The organism is uncultured Psychroserpens sp., assembly GCF_947492715.1.
Classification (GTDB): Bacteria; Bacteroidota; Bacteroidia; order Flavobacteriales; family Flavobacteriaceae; genus Psychroserpens.
In genome coordinates this window covers 300,654-319,645 of record NZ_CANLNS010000003.1, presented here as the reverse complement: position 1 = coordinate 319,645, position 18,992 = coordinate 300,654, and the positions used below count along the sequence as shown (strand labels likewise).

Genomic DNA, 18,992 nt, shown 5'->3' with positions numbered 1-18,992 from the left:
CGTGCTTTTGAAAAAGAAAAAAATCATATCTCTAGAACCTTACATTCACATCATTTTATGGTGCGCTGTTTTGTTTTATCCTTACATAAAATATATGGGACGAGAAAATGGATATGCAATGTCTTTTTTACATGAATTAAATTCACTTTTTTTTAAAATTACAATCTCCTACACATTATATTTTTGGTTCTTTCCTTTAAAAAATAAATCCAAGTATTTACTCATAATCTTTGGACTTTTTGTTATAAACATTATAGCTTATTATTACACTGATGATCTTTTTCATCCAGGACATGATGAATACTGGGTACACTTTGCTTCTAGCGCACTAACATATACTGGTTTTGGTGTTGTCTTTTATCTTATATATGCCTTGAAAAAAGCATACTATTCAGAACTAAAAATAAATCAGCTAGAAAAAGAAAAAAAGATTTCAGAAATAAAAGCACTAAAAGCAACTATTAATCCTCACTTTTTATTTAATACTCTAAACACTATATATGCAAATGCCTTAAAAAAAGATGAAAAAACACCTTATTTAATTTTAAAATTATCGGATAATTTTAGATACTTAATAAACGATGCGCAGAAAGATCTCATATTAATAGAAAAGGATATCGAACATTTAAAAGGTTATATAAACCTACAAAATGAAAGATTAGTCAATAAGGTTTTTGCTAATTTTAATGACAATATTGATAATGGCTCTCAACAAATTCCACCACTACTTTTAATTAGTTTTGTTGAAAATGCTTTTAAATACACAAGTCTATTAAAAGGTAAAAACCACCTAATTAACATTAAAATTAGACTCTTAAATAACGAACTGTTTTTTTATTGTGAAAACCCTTATAGCGAAGAATCTTCAGAGAACATTGAGGCTAATTGGAAGGAAAGTGGAATTGGAATTACAAACTCAAAACAACGTTTAAATAATTTGTATCCAAAAAAACACAGTTTAAATATCACAAAAAGCAATGGCTTATTTAAAGTAAAATTAAAAATATTATTATGATTAAATGTCTTATTCTTGAAGATGAATCATCGGCATTAGAACTGTTAAAAAGTTACATTGAAAAAACACCTTTTTTAGAATGTATTGGTAGTTTTGAAAGTGGTTTAGATATATCCACAGAGGTTTTGCATAAAACAGATGTTTTATTTTTAGATATTCAACTCCCTGAGTTAAACGGTCTTTTGTTTTTAAGAACATTAGTTAATCCACCAATAGTAATTGTTACTTCTGCTTTTCCAAACTATGCACTTGACGCTTTTGAAGAAGCTGTAACAGATTATCTATTAAAACCTTTTTCTTATGAACGTTTTTATAAATCTGTATCTCGGGTTAGATATACTATTAACAAAAAGGAAGTTTCAAAAACAAACCAAATATTACTATATACAAACAAAACAACATTTAAGGTAAATCTTGATGATATATTGTATCTAAAAGCAGAGATAGATTATGTTCATGTTATAACTAATAAGCGCAACATACTTATTTTAGACAGCTTAAATCATTGGTCAGAACGTCTTAAAACTTATAATTTTTATCGTATACATCGTTCTTATATTATTAACCATAATCATATTGAAAAAATAAAAGGCAACCAGGTTTTTATTAATAATAAGCCACTCCCTATTGGAAGAACTTATAAAGCAGACTTTATTAATAAATTTAAAAAAAATAGTATTTAAGAGGGTGAATAATAACCCTGTTCACTTACAGCTATTAGATTTTTATTCATCTTTTATATATAGTTAACACCGCATTAACAACAATTTTAAATACATGTTCATTTTTAAATTACAATTAAAACATAAATGAATTTTAAAAAGCAAATAATAACCCTTACACTATTAATGGTATTAATTAATAGTTGTATAAGTTATAGGAATGATTTTGGGCGTAAACGATTTAACTGCTGCAAACTCACAATGAAGCGAAATACCAATAAAGAAGTCTATAAGATTATTGATACTACCAAACTATACAAATTAACGTCAATCCTAAATATAACAGACAGTACTTATTTGAAAGAATTTAATAAAACATACCTAAAATTCTATGCTGACGGCAAAGTAGGTAAGTTTCATGATTATGATGATACTAATGTAAATTCTTTAAATCCAGAAAAAGCTACTTTAGGGGTTTACAGATATTCAAAAGGAAAATTAACAATACAAACCTATTTACAAACTGCGCAAGGAGGAGGATTCATAAAAGATAAATTAAATAAAAATACAGCCGATTTTCTAGAATTTGGCGACGAGGAATCAAGTTGGAAATACGTCAAGGTTGATATCCCTAAAGAATTTTTAATTTATAAGCCTGATTGGTAGTATATATCTATTTTGAGTGTTTGCACTTTTTTTAAACAAATCTATATTATAACAGAAATATAAGAGTTACTTATATGGCAGGATTCAAAAGTCTTTATTAAACCATTTGCCTGCGAAAAAGTCGTCTTTGTCATCAGTTAAAGGTTGTTTGCATATTTTTTTTAAGAATCAATTTAATAAAAAATACTTTTGTTAGTGTAAAGCAATGATATTCCAATCCAGGTTAAATTAAATATTTATGAATCGCAAATGTATACTCATGATAATGGATCTCATACCAGAGAACTTCTTGAAACCTACATTGAAAATTTTTAAATGCGCAAGAGGTTTTTAGTACATTCTTTATGTAGAAAGTTTTAGAGATTATATTAAAATCCATTTACAAACAGATACATTGATGATAAAGGAAAGTATTTCCGCTTTTGTAGAACGCCTTGACAATAGACTTATATGGGTTCTCTGCTCATACATAGTAAATAACGATATGATAACCGTTTACACAAAAATGATATTGAAATAGAACGTATAGAGATACCTATAGGTAACAATTACAAAGGTAGCATGAAACCGTTTTTAAAATCAGTAAGTACTGCGCATTAAAATAAACCTATAAAAAAATTATTTAAACTTAAACTTAAATTAAAAATGAAAAAAATAGCACTATTATGCCTTCTAGCACTTATCATTGGATCTTGCCAAACAGAACCATTAATTGATGACATACAAACAAATCAAAATGTTGATATTTTAGATAAAAAAATATCCCAAGATTTTCCTGAAACCATGTCTCTAGAAGCATATGCAGAACTTATCCAGTCTTTTATAGAACGCCCAACCGAAAGCAATATTATTGATGTTGGTCCTCTCAATGAAACGGAATGTTACGTTACAAATAGAAATGGAATTATTCAATACTATAATTATAATGAAGAATTACAATTATTTGAAGCAATTGATAATTTTTCTGGGAGAACGATAGATTATACAAATGAATCTAATAAGCTTCCTTCATATTTAATTTGTCTTAAAATCAGCGGCGTTGGCGGTTGTTGGACTGCAGTTAGATTCCATCCATACAATGCTCTTTTTTTCCCTTTCACTCCTTGGTGGACTGTTTCAGTTATGACGACTTGTAATTATTATAATGAAGGGGAAACTACTACAATTAGTTACTATCCTGGAGGATTAACTGCTGCCTTAGCAATTTGTGCGATTACTATATGAAAAGAAAAATTTTAACTATTAATATACCACAACCAGAAATGTAAGTTAAATAATTTCTTATCGGGCCATTGAAATTTATATCTGAATTAAAAGTATTGTATAAGTTATTTTAAAATCAGTAAACTCATAATCCTAAATATATTAAACTAAATGAAAAATCATGAAATATAGATTCCCTTTTCTTCTACTAGCAATTCTAACTACTTTTTATAGCAGATCCCAAAATGGGAGTAATAATAATGTTTGGGAAAATGTAGATTACAACTCCGAAAGATTTAGCGGTCCTAATGGAAGTTCAGGTGTAATAAATAATGAGGAGGAGGTAACAATTATTAGGGAGTTTTCAGATGGAAAAACACTTCTTGTTGGTGGTTTTGCAAACTATAATAATTATGTTTCACCTCGATTAGTGAAGTTAGATGAAGATGGAAAATTTGATAGCAGCTTCGTTTCTCCATATCTAGGAGGTTGGATAAATGGCGCCGTTATACTTCAAAATGGAAATATAATGTTAACAGGTTCGATTACTATGACTTGTTCTCAAGAAAGCAACGGCGAATGTAGTGGCAATGTTATTATTTTAGATCCAAATGGTAATGTTATATTCTACGCATCAGATATTTCTATTACCTCTAGCTCTTCACGTGGTGATTCTTTTCTTCTTCCAGATGGAAAAGTCCTTGTAAATGCTAACTTCTCCGACACTGGAGCAAATTATGATGCAAGATCTTTGGTTAGGTTAAATAGTGATGGTTCTGTAGATTATAGTTTTGCAGATTACCAAACAGGTATTTATTCTACTTTAGCAGATATTAGAGCCATCGATATTCAAAGTGATGGAAAAATAATTGTAGCAGGAAACTTTTCTTTAAACTATAGTGGAACTGCAATTGAAAATATCATGAGATTAAATACAGATGGTTCTTACGATAGTACTTTCTCTTCAAATAGTAATGCTAATATTCAATATATTATAAACGCAGTTAAAGTATCAAATGATGATAAAATAATGGTTGGAGGCTCTTTTTATAATTATAATGATGTACCATTTGCCAGTAAATTAGTACGGTTAAATCCTGATGGCACATTAGACAATAATACGTTCACTTCTCCTTTTGGCAATACTAACGCTGGTACTGTTTATGATTTAGTTATACAAAATGATGAAAAAATAATTGCTGTTGGCAATACCAATAAAACATTTGACTCACAAAATGTAAAAAAAATAATGCGTTTTAATACTGATGGCACATTAGATACTAGTTATAAACACTCTAATCAAATAGGTAATAATACTTCCATAGTTTACAATGTAACTTTACTTCAAAATAATAAAATAATCTTTGGTGGCAATTTTGATAATTTTCAATATAGCGATAGAAAAAAGTATGTTAGTAGAGTAACTAGTGATGGTGTTATAGATGCTAGTTTTAATCCTGCTATTGGTTTTAATGATAACGTTAGAGTTATTAAAACACTATCAGATGGAAGTTTATTGGTTGGTGGTGATTTTAACGAGTATGGAAGTCATACTATACACGGAATTGCTAAAATAAATCCAAACGGTGATATTGATGAAAGCTTCAATCTTGGAGCAGATTTGCAAGGTGCTAAAATAGCAGATATACATATCCTTCCAGATGATAAAGTATTAATAGGCGGTTTTGATATTAATACAATTCAAAATTTTGAAATCCATGGTCTCTTTAGGTTAAATAGTGATTTAACTTTAGACACAAGTTTTAATAGCAATATGCAATTAGATAATTATGTCACTGATATTGATGTTCAAAACAATGGTAAAATTATCGTAATAGGTAATGTGCCTAATAACAGATATAATAGTGATGGCAGTCCCGACTTATCTTTTAATCTTCCTGAGGGCATTGGAGGAAGTTTAAACAATGTTTTGATTCTGAATAATCAAAAAATAATTTTGGTTGGTTTTTTTACCTTCTACGTAGATAATGTGGAGGTAACTAACGATATTATAAGATTAAATACAGATGGTAGTTACGATAGTAGCTTCTTAACAGGAACAGGATCAAGTAATCATTTGAATGCGTTAATAGAAAGATCTGATGGAAAAATACTCGTTTGCGGAAATACAACTTCTTATAATGGTATTAATGTGGGAGATATCTTTTTATTAGAAGCCAATGGCGTATTAGATACATCATTTTCCACCGAAGCTGAAACATTTGCAGAAATATCAACAATGAAACTTCTACCTAACAATAAAATTCTGGTTGGTGGTGACTTTAGTTCTATTGATTCTCATCCTACAAAGGCGTTAGCATTGCTAAACTCTGACGGAACAACTGATACAACTTTTTCAGTAATTAGCGTAAATGGTTCCTCTGGGGATATTAATACGATTGAAATAGATTCGGAAAACAAATTAATTGTTGGAGGTGGCTTTACAGAATTTAATAATAAACATAAAGGTTTTATAAACAGAGTAGATATAGATGATATGAATCTGTCTTTAAGTGAAATCCATTTAAATGAAAAAACAAGAATATTTCCTAATCCGGTGAAATCCAAATTGACAATTGAGGCTAAAACAAATATGAAAACTATAAGTATTTATGACATAAATGGAAGGCTTATAAGAATGGAAGAGTTACCAACTCCTAAATTAGAATATAAATTAAACGTGAATTACTTACCCACAGGAGTGTATATATTAAATATAGAATCTGAAAATTTGAAAGTGAGAAGAAAATTCATAAAGGTTTAAAGTATTTTGTTGTATCTGTTAATCCCAGATTCTGAGATAATGGATAAATTTAAAATATACGGTTTGAATAATAATTGACTTTGAAAATGTATGACTCTTAAACATTATATTCTTTAACTCAAAGATATAATTCCTATAAACTAGTGCACATAGATGCCACAGAACCAAAACTAAAACATATAAATAATTAAACATATGAAATTTAAAAATACACTTTTATTACTCACAGCTCTTTTTTGTTTTACTAACATGAATGCACAAAAAATAAAATTAAAAAAAGGATTTGTCTTAGTTGACGGAGAGAAAAAATTCGAATATGAAAAAGGAGATGGCGGAACTGAATTATCTTTATTTACATTGGGAAAAGAAACTGAAATTCTTTTCATGTTAAAAAATAAAAATGAAACCGTAGGATATTTAGATGATGATTTTAAGCAAATCACTTTTATTAATGAAAAGCAAAAATTGGAAACAGCGACCTACAGAAGCTATCCTCATAAATGGTTTATTAAAAAATTGATAAAGGAAAAAGTTTTAGAATTAGATGGAAAAATTAATTCTAAAAAACTTAATATATTCTTTTCCAAATATGATGAAAATATAACCAATAGAACGATCCGAAATTAAAATCACAGTCAACAACGGACAGAAAACATAGTTTTCATAAATTAAATGAAATAGTTCAACAAGTTCAATTGATGCTCAAATTTAGCTAGAGACTTATGCTAATGTTATTACTTTTTTTATTTAATCAAATTTTTTAAATCATTATCAAAATAGTTCGACTTTTGTTCCTTTGACTCCACAATTAAGCGTAGCTTAATAACAGCTTTACGCATAAAAAGCGCAACAAGTCTACTTGATTGCGCTTTGTTGTTTAAAGCTGTAAAACATAGTCTCTTTAAGATACATTTACAGTATGGGAGTGAAAGTGAACAGCGAAGCTAATCTCTCCGACTCCACAATTAACCCTTGTATTTACAGTAAATACAAGGGTTTTTTATTTAGGTATCAGTCATAACTTTTTTTAGGGCTCATTTTAGCCATAAGGCAAATTTTATAAAAGGAAATTCCTAATGTACTTTTATTGAAAAATATTATTAATAATTAGATATGACAACAATTACAAGTATTAAAGAAGACATTATAGAAGTATTGCGAGATGAAAAAACTAGAACATTCCAAATTGATGAGCAATATTTAAATGAAATTAGTTTGTGGCCTAACGGTATTAAAGTCAAAATTAAATTTGACAATACCTCACAAAAATATATTATCACACCAATTAACTGGATTCAAAATTCTGTAAATAGCATAAAGTTGTATTAGTAGTTTTACTAAGCAAATAAACAGTCAAGTGATATTAAATAAACAAATGTCTAAGCTCATCAAAACAAAAAAAGAGTTAAAACAAAACTCCAAACAACAAGGTATAAATTTAATTGCTCGTTTTGTGTACTCGGAAAATCCTTTAGCTGATTCATGCTCATTTTCCTTTACTAATTTAATTCCAGCCAACTCAACTTTCCACATACAAAACCGTTGGTAAATATTTTAGAAAAAGATCTCATTTACACTAAAATTCTATTGAAAAATGTATCTTTAAACGTTGGTTATTCACAATTATTGCTTCATAAGGTATGAGCTCAATAAAAAACAGAATACGAAATAGCAATGCTAATAATTGAGCTTGGGTTCAATTAAAAGTTACACCGACATTACTTAACAATGCAATAAAACAATAGGATTGATATTTAAGTTCAACATCTTGCCAAAAAACTCTAAATGGAGAAAAACAGCTATGTTCTTTATTGCTGTCGTTATTGGTTTGGGTTTATTTATGGCAAGAGAATCTAAAATAGCCTCCTATTTATCAGATGACCCTCAGGCTTGTGTTAATTGCCATGTTATGACATCCGTTTATAATAGCTGGATGCATAGTTCACACCGCGAATGGGCAAATTGCAATGATTGCCATGTGCCTCATGATAACGTCATCAATAAGTATTATTTCAAAGCCAAAGACGGCTTATATCACGCCTCAGTTTTTACAGCAAGAGCAGAGCCTGATGTTATTGAAATGAAAGAAGCGTCTCAAGAAGTTGTTCAAAACAATTGCATTCGTTGCCATGTTCAACAAGTCACACAAGCCAAATATGATGGTTGGTTAGAAGGTCATAATGAAAATAGAACGGGTCGCCAATGCTGGAGTTGTCATAAAATGATTCCGCATGGTAAAGTACATGGTCTAACTACAATAAAGTTTAACCTAGCGCCTTTACCAACAGATCAAGAAGAAATCGTCATTCCGTCTTGGATGGAAGAACAACTTAAAAAAGAATAATAAAACACTATAACATGAAAAATAAAGTATTATTCATTGTAACCATTATTGTCGTTTTCTTACTTGGGCTTTTGGCTTCAAGTATTGTCAATAGAAAATCAGAGGCCAAGTATCAATATGTTCCTAAAGTAAACATTGCTGAAAATGAGCCTAGAAATGAGGTTTGGGGCGAAAATTTCCCACTAGAATATCAATCCTCATTACAAACATTAGACACATCATTTGCTTCCTATCAAGGCGGTTCTCGTATGCGGGATGTCCTTGAAGAAGATCCCCGCTTAGTCATTTTGTTTGCAGGTTATGGGTTTTCTAAAGATTATAACCAAGGTCGTGGTCATGCCTATGCTATTGATGATATTCATAACACGTTAAGAACTGGAGGTCCAGAAGGCAAAGGAGATGGTCCAATGCCTGCTACATGTTGGACGTGTAAAAGTCCTGATGTGCCACGTTTGATGAATGAGATTGGAATTGCAGAATTTTATAGTGGAAAATGGGCAGATAAAGGAGAACAAGTTGTAAACCCTATTGGTTGTGCAGATTGTCACGATCCTAACAGTATGAAATTACGCATTACGCGTCCTGCCTTAGTTGAAGCCTTTGATGCTATGGGAAAAGACATCAATCAAGCGACACACAATGAAATGCGTTCTCTAGTTTGCGCACAGTGTCATGTCGAATACTACTTTGATAAAAAGCTCCCAGGTAAAGAAGGTGTACCGTATCTAAAATTCCCTTGGAAAGATGGCTTCACTGTTGAAGCAATGGAGAACTATTATGACAACATAGAGTTTTCTGATTGGACACACAAAATAAGTAAAACACCAATGCTCAAAGCTCAACATCCAGGTTATGAAACCTTCGTAACAGGAGTCCACGCAGACAGAGGAGTATCTTGTGCAGATTGTCATATGCCTTATAAAAGTGAAGGCGGTCAGAAATTTACAGATCATCATATTCAATCCCCTTTAAATAACACATCTAATGCTTGTCAAGTATGTCATAGAGAAGAATCAAAAAATCTTATTGCAAACGTCTATGAAAGACAGCGCAAAGCATCTGAAAATCGTATTAAATTAGAAAACTTATTGGTGAGTGCTCATTTAGAGGCCGCTAAATGTTGGGAATTAGGTGCGACAGAAACACAAATGAAACCGATCTTGACTGATATTCGTCATGCGCAATGGCGTTGGGATTACTCAGCTGCAGCACATGGAGCCTCTTTTCATTCACCAGTTGAAACTGCTCGCGTTATTGGAAGCGGATTAGTCATCGCACAAGAAGCTCGTGTAAAACTCGCACGAATGTTAGCAAGTCTTGGTCATAATAAACCAATTGAGATGCCAGATATTAGCACCAAAGAAAAGGCACAAGAATTTATTGGGTTAGATATCGAAAAATTAAGAGCTGAAAAAGACACATTTAAAAAGAACCTATTGCCAAAATGGCTTGAAGAAGCAAAAGCGCGTGAAGCAACTTATCAAACTAAAAATGTAGTAACAGCTACTAATTAACTAAAACAAATCTCTTATTGTAAAAATACCTTTCTATACTTATGAGAAGGTATTTTTTTTAAACTAACTTAAATGAATAAACTCTTTCGACTGCTTGCCTCACCAATTCTGGCTATTGTATTACTTTTTACGTTTGCAATAGCGATGGCTGTAGCAACATTCGTAGAAAATGATTTTGGTACTGCAACCGCTTGGAAATTAATTTATGATGCTTGGTGGTTTGAATTAGTTATGGCTGGTTTAGGTGTTTGTTTCATAATGAACATATATAAGTACAAACTTTGGCGCTTAGAGAAATGGCCCTTATTAACGTTTCACCTTGCCTTCGTTATCATTCTTATTGGAGCCAGTATTACACGTTACAATTCTTACGGTGGTATTATGCGTATTCGAGAAGGGGCTTCCTCAAATGTTATTATTTCTGATGCCAATTTCCTCCATGTGCACCTTACTGATGGAAACACAACAAAATCAGTAAAAAAGCGACTGAGTTTTTCGACTTTAAGTGATAATGATTTTAGTATTCAAACAGAGTTTAATAATAAATCTGTTGCTGTGTCGTACAAAGATTTTATAGCGGATGCTATTCCGCAAATAAAAGAAAACCAACCTAACGGAAAGCCCATGCTTCAAATGGTGGTTTCGGCAGGAAATGGAAGAGAAACGGTCTTTCTAGAAAAAGGTGAAATTGAAGCTATTGGGCAACATCAGCATAAAGTTGGTTTTGAAGTTGATGCACCCGATGTTATAAATATCATAGAAAAAGACGGTGTATTTAGTATGCTTTCACCTAGAAACTTAAGCTCTTTTGTCATGGCAACCGAAACCGCAAGCACTATCAAAAAAGACAGTTTGCACACCATGTCATTACGAACATTGTATCGCGATGGTGATGCGTCTTTTGTACCATTATCCTACCATCCAAAAGCAACGATTGGTTTGGTTAGCGAGGCTGAAAAGCCAAAAGATAACGATGAGTTAAAAGACGATGCCTTAGTTGTAAATGTAAACGTAAATGATACGGAGAAAGAGTCGACCTTATTATACAGACAAGGTTTTCTACCAACAACGCATGATGTCGATATAGATAACATAAAAATCTCATTGTCTTATGGCGCTGAACCTGTAATCACGCCCTTTTCTATTCATTTAGACGATTTTCAATTGGAACGTTACCCTGGTTCTACAAGTCCGTCTGCTTATGCGAGTGAGGTCAAAGTGATCGATAATAATACTGAAACACCGCATCGTATATTCATGAATAACGTTTTGGACTATAAAGGTTATCGTTTTTTTCAAGCGAGTTATGACACTGATGAATTAGGAACTGTATTAGCTGTGAACCATGACGCCATAGGTACAAATGTGACGTATTTAGGGTACTTTTTAATGATGATAGGCATGTTTTTTACGCTCTTCGGAAAAACATCAAGGTTCACTTTAATCAATAAGAAGTTAAAAAAATTGAAAAGCGCCTCTCTACTTCTATTCATTTTAAGTATTTCAAATGTTGCGCTTTCTCAAACTGAAAAACCTGAAATTCCAGAAGTTACTATTGAAATCATAAATCAACAAACTGTTGATAAGCAACATGCTGAATTATTTGGCCGCTTAATGGTACAAGATTTAGATGGACGTATAAAACCTTTGAATACGCTAGCTTCCGAATTTTTAAGAAAGCTCTCTCGCAAGCCCTACTTCAAATTCACTAAAGAAGGAAAAAGTGTTCGATTAGATGCTAATCAAGCATTTTTGGCGATGCAGTCTTCTGCAAATGTTTGGCAATTTATTCCGATTATAAAAGTTGATGCTCAAAAAGGAGGAGAGCTCTTTAAAGGTTTAGATATAAGTGAAGATGGATTAGTATCCTTTATTGGGTTATTAGATGACAAAGGAAAATACATATTAGGTAAGGTCGTTGAACAAGCGAATAAAAAGAAACCTGCCGAACGAAGTGAATTTGATAAAGAGGTTATTAAAGTTGACGAGCGTTTTAATATTTTGTTTAATGTCTTTTCTGGCAACTACTTAAAAGTGTTTCCAAATAGTAATGATGATAATAATACATGGCATAGTCAAACACATCACTTTAAGGATTTTCCAGAGGAAGATGGACAATTCGCTCAACAAATCATTCCGAATTATTTTAAAGATGTTAACGACAAAAACTGGATAGATGCTAGCGAAAAACTAAGCTATATTAAAACGTTCCAAGATGTTTTAGGAAAAGACATTATTCCGAATAGAAAACGTATTGAAGCCGAATTATGGTACAATCAACTCAATCTAAATTTCTGGCTTTTTCAAGTGTTCTTTACTTTAGGAGCCATTCTTTTAGTACTATCAATCATCAAAATTTTTAGTCAGAAAAAGGGAATCGAATTTGTTTGGAACACCTTCATAATATTAACTCTTATTAGTTTTATCATATTCACAGGAAATATCATTTTGCGTTGGTATGTTGCACAACATGCCCCTTGGAGTAATGGTTATGAAATGCTTGTTTTTGTGGCTTGGGTTTTACTGCTCTGTGGGTTCTTAACGTTCAGAAAATCTGATTTTGCGTTACCGTTGTCTACTTTGTTTTCTGGAGCGCTTTTATTTGTAAGCTATTTGGATTGGCTAAGTCCAGAGATTACCAACTTAATGCCTGTCTTAAAATCATTTTGGTTAAAAGTGCATGTAGCAACAATTGTGAGTAGTTATGCGCCTTTAGCCTTATCTGCTGTTTTAGGATTTATGGCCTTATTACTTTTTATTTTTAGAACAGAAAAAACAAAAGAAGTTATTAATATTCGCATTAAAGAATTGACGTATATCAACGAAATTTCAATGACGATTGGCTTATTTGTTTTAGCAGTAGGCACATTTTTAGGAGGCATTTGGGCTAATGAAAGTTGGGGGCGTTATTGGGCTTGGGATCCAAAAGAAACTTGGGCACTTATTAGTATAATTGTGTATGCCATAGTTTTGCATTTGCGTTTTATTCCAGCATTAAAAAGCCGTTATGTATTAAATGTTGCAAGCGTATTTGCGTTTGGTTCTATTATTATGACATCTTTTGGTGTAAACTATTACCTATCTGGTTTACATAGTTATGCAGCTGGTGACCCAGTTCCTGTACCTAAATTTATTTATGTGCTAATTGCGATAGTGATTATTGTTTCGGTTTTAGCGTATTTTAGAAAGAAAGCGTTCAAAAAATCTTGATGTAAGTATTCATTTTAAAATTCTTTGTACTTCTCTTTGATTCGTTTTCTTTATCAATATTTCTAATGAAATTATTATTAACTACTGATAGAGCAATTTAACGCCAAATAAAGCATATATTTTGAAGAATTTAAATTTTATAGAAAAATGATTTTTATCATATCCTCCAAGGTTTTATCATACGAACTTTGCATAAGATATTATAAGAAGCCGTTTTATTTAAATATAAAATAATGGAAATTTTACAAATTTGTTTGAAATTATTAATCCTTATAACACCATTAGTTAGTATTGGTTTATATGGATTAATAAAAGTAAATAAAGACTTAAAGAAGTAATGTTTTTTCACTAAATTAGTAGGTAATATTCTAAGATTTAGAAGAAGTATCCAATCAATCAAAATTAACTTCGATGAATCCACTCTTTTTTAGAAAAACAATTATTGCTGCGACAGGTCTTTTTCTGTGTGTGTTTTTGATTGTGCATCTCTCGGCAAATTGTATTTTACTATTACCAGAGGATATTGCCAGAGATCTATATAATTCTTATTCAACAACTTTAAGAGAAAGTCCTTTAATTAAAATCATAGCTTACGTTTTATATGTATCTATTATCCTTCACGCATTTTATGCTTTATTAATAACGCTTAGAAATCGCAAAGCTAAGCCCCAAAAATATGTTGTCAATCACTCAAACGAGAATAGTACCTGGACATCTCAAAACATGGGATTGATCGGTACACTAATATTACTCTTTATTATTGTGCATTTAGCAAATTTCTGGGCACGAATTAAACTCGGTATGGGTGAAGACGTTCGGTTAGATCACATGGGTAATAAAGATGTTTATGAAGTGACATATAGCTTATTTCAAAACATCTATTTTGTGATTTTCTATACCTTAATTTCTATTCCTCTGGCATTACATTTACATCACGGCTTAAAAAGCGCCTTCAAAACCTTAGGGTTTTATCATAAGAAGGGCTTAAAAATTTTAGCAAAAATATCCTTGATATATGCAATTATAATGGGTGTCGGTTTTGGGATTATTCCTTTTATCGTTTATTTCAAATAACTAGAAGATGACATTAGATTCAAAAATTCCAGAAGGAAAACTCGAAGATAAATGGCGTAACTACCAAGTTAAGTCCCGATTAATAAATCCTGCGAACAAGAAAAAACTCAATATCATTGTTGTTGGTTCTGGGTTATCTGGTGCTGGAGCAGCGTCTACTCTAGCTGAATTAGGTTATGATGTGAAGTGCTTCTGTTATCAAGATTCTGCCAGACGCGCCCATTCTGTAGCAGCTCAAGGCGGAATAAATGCAGCTAAGAACTATCAACATGATGGCGATAGTGTGTATCGTATGTTTTACGACACATTAAAAGGTGGTGACTTTAGGTCACGTGAAGCCAACACTTATCGATTAGCAGAATTATCTGCTCCACTCATTGACCATTTTGTACAGCAAGGTGTGCCTTTTGCAAGAGAATATGGAGGCACCTTGGTCAATCGGAGTTTTGGTGGTGTACAAGTCCAACGTACGTTTTATGCTCGTGGGCAAACAGGACAACAATTGCTTTTAGCGGCTTATTCTCAATTATATAAAATGGTTCGTGCTAAAAAAGTGGAAATGTTTCCGCGAAGTGAAATGTTAGACTTAGTTGTTATTGACGGAAAAGCAAAAGGTATTATTGTGAGGGATTTAGTCACTGGAGAGTTAAAACGTTTTGCTGCTGATGCTGTTGTGCTAGCAACAGGAGGCTATTCCCGTGTATTTAGACTATCAACTTTAGCTATTGGTTGCAATGGAAGTGCATTATGGAAAGCACATAAAAAAGGCGCATTATTTGGAGCGCCAAGTTTTACTCAAATTCATCCCACAGCATTGCCGCAATCTAGCGAAGCCCAATCCAAACTTACTTTGATGTCTGAATCACTTCGTAACGATGGGCGTATTTGGGTTCCAAAACAAAAGGATGACTTACGAAAAGCAAACGAAATACCTGAAGATCAACGCGATTATTACTTAGAGCGACGTTATCCAAGTTATGGAAATCTTGCACCTCGTGATATTGCATCACGCGCAGCAAAAGAGCGTATAGATGCTGGTTTTGGCGTGGGAAAACTAAAAAACGCAGTGTATCTAGATTTTAAACATGCTATTGAAAAATTCGGGTTAGAAACTATAAAAGATCGTTATGGTAACCTATTTACCATGTATGAAAAAATAACAGGAATAAACGCTTATAAAGAGCCAATGCAAATCTCACCTGCAGCGCATTTCTCAATGGGTGGACTATGGGTAGATTACGAATTAATGACAACCATTCCTGGATTATATGCCATTGGAGAATGTAATTTTTCTGATCATGGCGCAAATAGATTAGGTGCTAACTCATTATTACAAGCAAGTGTTGACGGTTATTTTATATTACCAAATACAATTAACAATTACTTAGCTTCCGAAATAAAAACAGATCACCCAACTACAGATCATCCAGAATTTGAAAAATCAGAAAAAGAAACCAAAGCGCATATAGAACAAATTCTAACTATAAATGGAACAAAGACAGTCGATCATTTTCATAGAGAGCTAGGCAAAGTCATGTGGCAAGAATGTGCCATGAGCCGAAATAAATCTGGATTAGAAAAAGCAATCACTCAAATCAAAACAATTAGAGATCAATTTTGGAGTGATGTGAAAGTTACAGGTCATGATAAGGAAATGAATACTGAACTTGAAAAAGCATTACGCTTGGCCGATTTCATTGAGTTAGGAATTTTAATGTGTACAGACGCTTTAGAACGTGAAGAATCATGTGGTGCACACTTTAGAGAAGAGTTTCAAACTGAAGATGGTGAAGCTGTACGTGTAGATAAAGACTATAGTTATGTTTCAGCTTGGGAATATGATAATGGTAATTTCAATTTACACAAGGAAGAATTAGAATTTGAATTTGTTAAACCTTCTGTGAGAAGCTATAAGTAAAATACTATGAAAGTAACATTTAAAATTTGGAGGCAGGAAGGTCCTAAAGATAAAGGAGCCATAAGAGATTATGAAGTAGATGGTTTAACTGAAGAGATGTCTTTTTTAGAAGCTCTAGATCATTTAAATGAATTGCTTGTTCTTAAAGATGAGAAAGTAATAGCTTTTGAATATGATTGCCGAGAAGGTATTTGTGGACAATGCGGAGTATTTATTAATGGTCGTGCTCATGGCCCTCATGATAATATAACTACCTGTCAATTACACATGCGTAGTTTTAATGATGGAGATACTATTGTTGTTGAACCATGGAGAGCAGCGTCATTTCCAGTAATTAAAGATTTAGTAGTAGACCGTTCTTCATTAGATAGAATTATTGAACAGGGCGCTTTTATAAGTGCAAAAACAGGAACAGCACCAGAAGCAAATGCAATTCCAATACCAAAAGAAATATCAGGTAGAGCAATGGATGCAGCAGCCTGTATTGGTTGTGGCGCTTGTGTAGCAACTTGTAAAAATTCATCTGCTGCGTTATTTACTTCAGCAAAAATAAATCATTTAAATACATTGCCTCAAGGTAAAGCAGAAGAACATAAACGTGTGGCAGAAATGACATTTCAAATGGAAATTGAAGGCTTCGGAAGTTGTACCTTTACTGGTGCATGTGAAGTAGAATGTCCTGAAGGTATTTCAATAATTAATATTGCCGAAATGAATGCTAGAGTTACAAAGTCTAGGATTTTTGGGTAATGAATATCTGACTGCAAAATAATGTTAAAGTTTTGAAAACATGACGTTTATCATCATTAATAGTAAAGTCTATTTTGAACTTTGCAAGAGTAATTAAATAAATAGTAATCAATTTTTAATCTAATGGATTTAAAGAAAATTTTTATCATCGTAATCAGTTGTTTTTGTTTTCAAACTGTTATAGCACAAGAATTAACTGAAGAACAAAAAGAACGTCTAGAATACAGAGTAGATGTTTTTTTATCAGACAATGAAGAAATACAGGCTTTGTGGTATGAAGACCTTATGGACAGAATGAAACTTGAGGGTGACACAAGAGTCGTTTATCATAATGTAGTAAAGTATCATGCTTACAAAATGAAGCGTTTGGATAATCCGAATATTAAATTATCAAAAAAACAGATAAAATCGGAAATCCAAAAACAAGTAAAGTTATTAAATGAAGATGTTAAAGAGATTCTTGATAGTGATCAGTTAAAGCTTCACAAAGCTGGTTGGAATGCCATACTAAAAGCGATCACAAAAAAAATAAATGATAACTAATTAAAAACAGATAATTATGATTTGGATAGAATTATTAGTCGTTCTCTTTTTTATCTTCCTGGGATCTAAAATGGGAGGCATTGGTATTGGGTATGCTGGTGGTGCTGGTGTTGTTGTACTCACACTTATCTTTGGATTAAAAGCAGGCTCCGTACCTGTAGATGTTATATTAATTATTATGGCAGTCATCTCTGCGATAGCAGCGATGCAAAAAGCTGGTGGACTGGATTATTTAGTTCATTTATCTGAAAAAATATTGCGCAAAAACCCTAAGCGCGTTACGTTTATTGCGCCTACTGTTACGTACTGGATGACTTTATTAGCGGGAACGGGGCATACTGCTTACGCAGCACTTCCTGTAATTACAGAGGTTGCAAAAGAAGGTGGTGTGAGACCATCAAAACCTTTAAGTATTTCTGTTGTGGCATCTCAAATTGCGATCACAGCTTCACCCATTTCAGCGGCAGTTGTCATATTTGCTAGTTTTTTAGAACCTTTGGGCGTTTCATACTTACAACTACTCGCTGTAGCAATTCCATCTACAATCTTGGCATGTTTAGTAGGTGCAATAGTTGCTAACAAATTAGGAAAACCATTAGCCGAAGACCCAGAGTATCAAAGACGTGTTGCTGCTGGATTAGTAAAAGCGAAAAGTCAAGAAAACTATAAAGACTCAAAAGAAGCAAAACGGTCTGTCGGCATTTTTTTAGTAGCAATTATATTAATTGTTACATATGCAAGTATGATTTCTAAAAAAGTTGGTCTTATAGAGAACCCTATGATTGGTAGAAACGAAGCTATTATGGCTGTAATGCTATTAGCTGCAACAGTAATCGCTTTAGTTTGCAAAATAAAAATGAATGACATTACAAGTATGTCTACTTTTAAATCAGGTATGAGTGCTGCTATTTGTGTTCTTGGTGTGGCTTGGTTAGGTGATACTTTTGTTAGCAATCATATAGAAGAAATTAAGAGCGCAGCTGGTGGTGTTTTAAACGAATATTCTTGGATGTTGGCTGTTGTTTTATTCTTTGCTAGTATGTTATTATACTCGCAAGCCGCAACAACAACCGCGTTAATGCCTGCAGCTTTAGCTTTAGGGGTTAGCCCTATAGCTGCTATTGCTTCTTTTGCAGCAGTAAGTGCATTATTCGTATTACCAACTTATCCTACACTATTAGCCGCAGTTGAAATGGATGATACTGGAACCACAAAAATAGGTAAGTATGTATTTAACCACTCATTCATAATACCTGGCGTCGTCACAATAGTATCTAGTGTCATCTTCGGATTTATATTAGGAGGTTTAATTTTATAAACAATCATCAC

The 18,992-nt window shown here is 32.4% G+C and carries 16 protein-coding genes; all 16 read left to right on the top strand.

What is annotated here, in order from left to right; translation table 11 throughout:
• The first annotated feature begins 7 nt into the window (after window positions 1-7).
• The 16 genes from Q0787_RS10780 (at window position 8) to Q0787_RS10710 (ending at window position 18,981) form a co-directional block, all read left to right on the top strand.
• Entirely contained in the window at window positions 8-1,015 is a 1,008-nt protein-coding gene (locus Q0787_RS10780) for a sensor histidine kinase (protein ID WP_298902627.1), read from the top strand.
• Window positions 1,012-1,698 (top strand): LytTR family DNA-binding domain-containing protein, encoded by a 687-nt coding sequence (locus Q0787_RS10775; protein WP_298902626.1) that lies wholly within the window; start codon window positions 1,012-1,014, stop codon window positions 1,696-1,698. The genes Q0787_RS10780 and Q0787_RS10775 overlap by 4 nt, the downstream gene beginning before the upstream one ends.
• 240 nt (window positions 1,699-1,938) lie before the next feature.
• Window positions 1,939-2,343, top strand: a complete 405-nt coding sequence (locus tag Q0787_RS10770) for a hypothetical protein (protein ID WP_298902624.1) — start codon at window positions 1,939-1,941, stop codon at window positions 2,341-2,343.
• Window positions 2,344-2,740: 397 nt separating this feature from the next.
• Window positions 2,741-2,863 (top strand): hypothetical protein, encoded by a 123-nt coding sequence (locus Q0787_RS19360; protein WP_366915887.1) that lies wholly within the window; start codon window positions 2,741-2,743, stop codon window positions 2,861-2,863.
• A 125-nt stretch (window positions 2,864-2,988) separates the two neighbouring features.
• Window positions 2,989-3,567 (top strand): hypothetical protein, encoded by a 579-nt coding sequence (locus Q0787_RS10765; protein ID WP_298902623.1) that lies wholly within the window; start codon window positions 2,989-2,991, stop codon window positions 3,565-3,567.
• A 160-nt stretch (window positions 3,568-3,727) separates the two neighbouring features.
• On the top strand, window positions 3,728-6,310 hold the full coding sequence (locus Q0787_RS10760) for a T9SS type A sorting domain-containing protein (protein WP_298902622.1): 2,583 nt from the start codon (window positions 3,728-3,730) through the stop codon (window positions 6,308-6,310).
• A gap of 195 nt (window positions 6,311-6,505) precedes the next feature.
• The gene (locus Q0787_RS10755) at window positions 6,506-6,937 is read left to right on the top strand and encodes a hypothetical protein (RefSeq protein WP_298902621.1); all 432 of its coding nucleotides are present in this window, start codon (window positions 6,506-6,508) and stop codon (window positions 6,935-6,937) included.
• A gap of 486 nt (window positions 6,938-7,423) precedes the next feature.
• Window positions 7,424-7,639 carry a hypothetical protein gene (locus tag Q0787_RS10750; protein ID WP_298902620.1) on the top strand — a complete coding sequence of 72 codons (216 nt, stop codon included), beginning with the start codon at window positions 7,424-7,426 and terminating at the stop codon, window positions 7,637-7,639.
• Between the two features lie 418 nt (window positions 7,640-8,057).
• Entirely contained in the window at window positions 8,058-8,654 is a 597-nt protein-coding gene (gene nrfH / locus Q0787_RS10745) for a cytochrome c nitrite reductase small subunit (RefSeq protein WP_298902618.1), read from the top strand.
• Between the two features lie 14 nt (window positions 8,655-8,668).
• Complete coding sequence (nrfA, locus tag Q0787_RS10740; RefSeq protein WP_298902617.1) at window positions 8,669-10,168, top strand: ammonia-forming cytochrome c nitrite reductase; 1,500 nt, start codon at window positions 8,669-8,671, stop codon at window positions 10,166-10,168.
• Between the two features lie 72 nt (window positions 10,169-10,240).
• Entirely contained in the window at window positions 10,241-13,378 is a 3,138-nt protein-coding gene (ccsA, locus tag Q0787_RS10735; protein ID WP_298902616.1) for a cytochrome c biogenesis protein CcsA, read from the top strand.
• A gap of 411 nt (window positions 13,379-13,789) precedes the next feature.
• Window positions 13,790-14,452: a succinate dehydrogenase cytochrome b subunit gene (locus Q0787_RS10730; protein ID WP_298902614.1), complete on the top strand. Its 663-nt coding sequence runs from the start codon at window positions 13,790-13,792 to the stop codon at window positions 14,450-14,452.
• Window positions 14,453-14,459: 7 nt separating this feature from the next.
• A complete protein-coding gene (locus Q0787_RS10725; protein WP_298902612.1) occupies window positions 14,460-16,370 on the top strand; it encodes a fumarate reductase/succinate dehydrogenase flavoprotein subunit in 1,911 nt (636 codons plus the stop codon).
• A 6-nt stretch (window positions 16,371-16,376) separates the two neighbouring features.
• A complete protein-coding gene (locus Q0787_RS10720; protein WP_298902611.1) occupies window positions 16,377-17,120 on the top strand; it encodes a succinate dehydrogenase/fumarate reductase iron-sulfur subunit in 744 nt (247 codons plus the stop codon).
• A gap of 123 nt (window positions 17,121-17,243) precedes the next feature.
• The gene (locus Q0787_RS10715) at window positions 17,244-17,663 is read left to right on the top strand and encodes a hypothetical protein (protein ID WP_298902610.1); all 420 of its coding nucleotides are present in this window, start codon (window positions 17,244-17,246) and stop codon (window positions 17,661-17,663) included.
• Between the two features lie 16 nt (window positions 17,664-17,679).
• Window positions 17,680-18,981 carry an anaerobic C4-dicarboxylate transporter gene (locus Q0787_RS10710; protein WP_298902609.1) on the top strand — a complete coding sequence of 434 codons (1,302 nt, stop codon included), beginning with the start codon at window positions 17,680-17,682 and terminating at the stop codon, window positions 18,979-18,981.
• Window positions 18,982-18,992 lie beyond the last annotated feature (11 nt).

What these genes read in the sequence shown, in the direction of transcription:
- Q0787_RS10775 (WP_298902626.1), top strand. Translation starts at nt 1,012, where the DNA reads ATGATTAAATGTCTTATTCTTGAAGATGAATCATCGGCATTAGAACTG.
- Q0787_RS10770 (WP_298902624.1), top strand. Translation starts at nt 1,939, where the DNA reads ATGAAGCGAAATACCAATAAAGAAGTCTATAAGATTATTGATACTACC.
- Q0787_RS19360 (WP_366915887.1), top strand. Translation starts at nt 2,741, where the DNA reads ATGATAAAGGAAAGTATTTCCGCTTTTGTAGAACGCCTTGACAATAGA.
- Q0787_RS10765 (WP_298902623.1), top strand. Translation starts at nt 2,989, where the DNA reads ATGAAAAAAATAGCACTATTATGCCTTCTAGCACTTATCATTGGATCT.
- Q0787_RS10760 (WP_298902622.1), top strand. Translation starts at nt 3,728, where the DNA reads ATGAAATATAGATTCCCTTTTCTTCTACTAGCAATTCTAACTACTTTT.
- Q0787_RS10755 (WP_298902621.1), top strand. Translation starts at nt 6,506, where the DNA reads ATGAAATTTAAAAATACACTTTTATTACTCACAGCTCTTTTTTGTTTT.
- Q0787_RS10750 (WP_298902620.1), top strand. Translation starts at nt 7,424, where the DNA reads ATGACAACAATTACAAGTATTAAAGAAGACATTATAGAAGTATTGCGA.
- nrfA (WP_298902617.1), top strand. Translation starts at nt 8,669, where the DNA reads ATGAAAAATAAAGTATTATTCATTGTAACCATTATTGTCGTTTTCTTA.
- ccsA (WP_298902616.1), top strand. Translation starts at nt 10,241, where the DNA reads ATGAATAAACTCTTTCGACTGCTTGCCTCACCAATTCTGGCTATTGTA.
- Q0787_RS10730 (WP_298902614.1), top strand. Translation starts at nt 13,790, where the DNA reads ATGAATCCACTCTTTTTTAGAAAAACAATTATTGCTGCGACAGGTCTT.
- Q0787_RS10725 (WP_298902612.1), top strand. Translation starts at nt 14,460, where the DNA reads ATGACATTAGATTCAAAAATTCCAGAAGGAAAACTCGAAGATAAATGG.
- Q0787_RS10720 (WP_298902611.1), top strand. Translation starts at nt 16,377, where the DNA reads ATGAAAGTAACATTTAAAATTTGGAGGCAGGAAGGTCCTAAAGATAAA.
- Q0787_RS10715 (WP_298902610.1), top strand. Translation starts at nt 17,244, where the DNA reads ATGGATTTAAAGAAAATTTTTATCATCGTAATCAGTTGTTTTTGTTTT.
- Q0787_RS10710 (WP_298902609.1), top strand. Translation starts at nt 17,680, where the DNA reads ATGATTTGGATAGAATTATTAGTCGTTCTCTTTTTTATCTTCCTGGGA.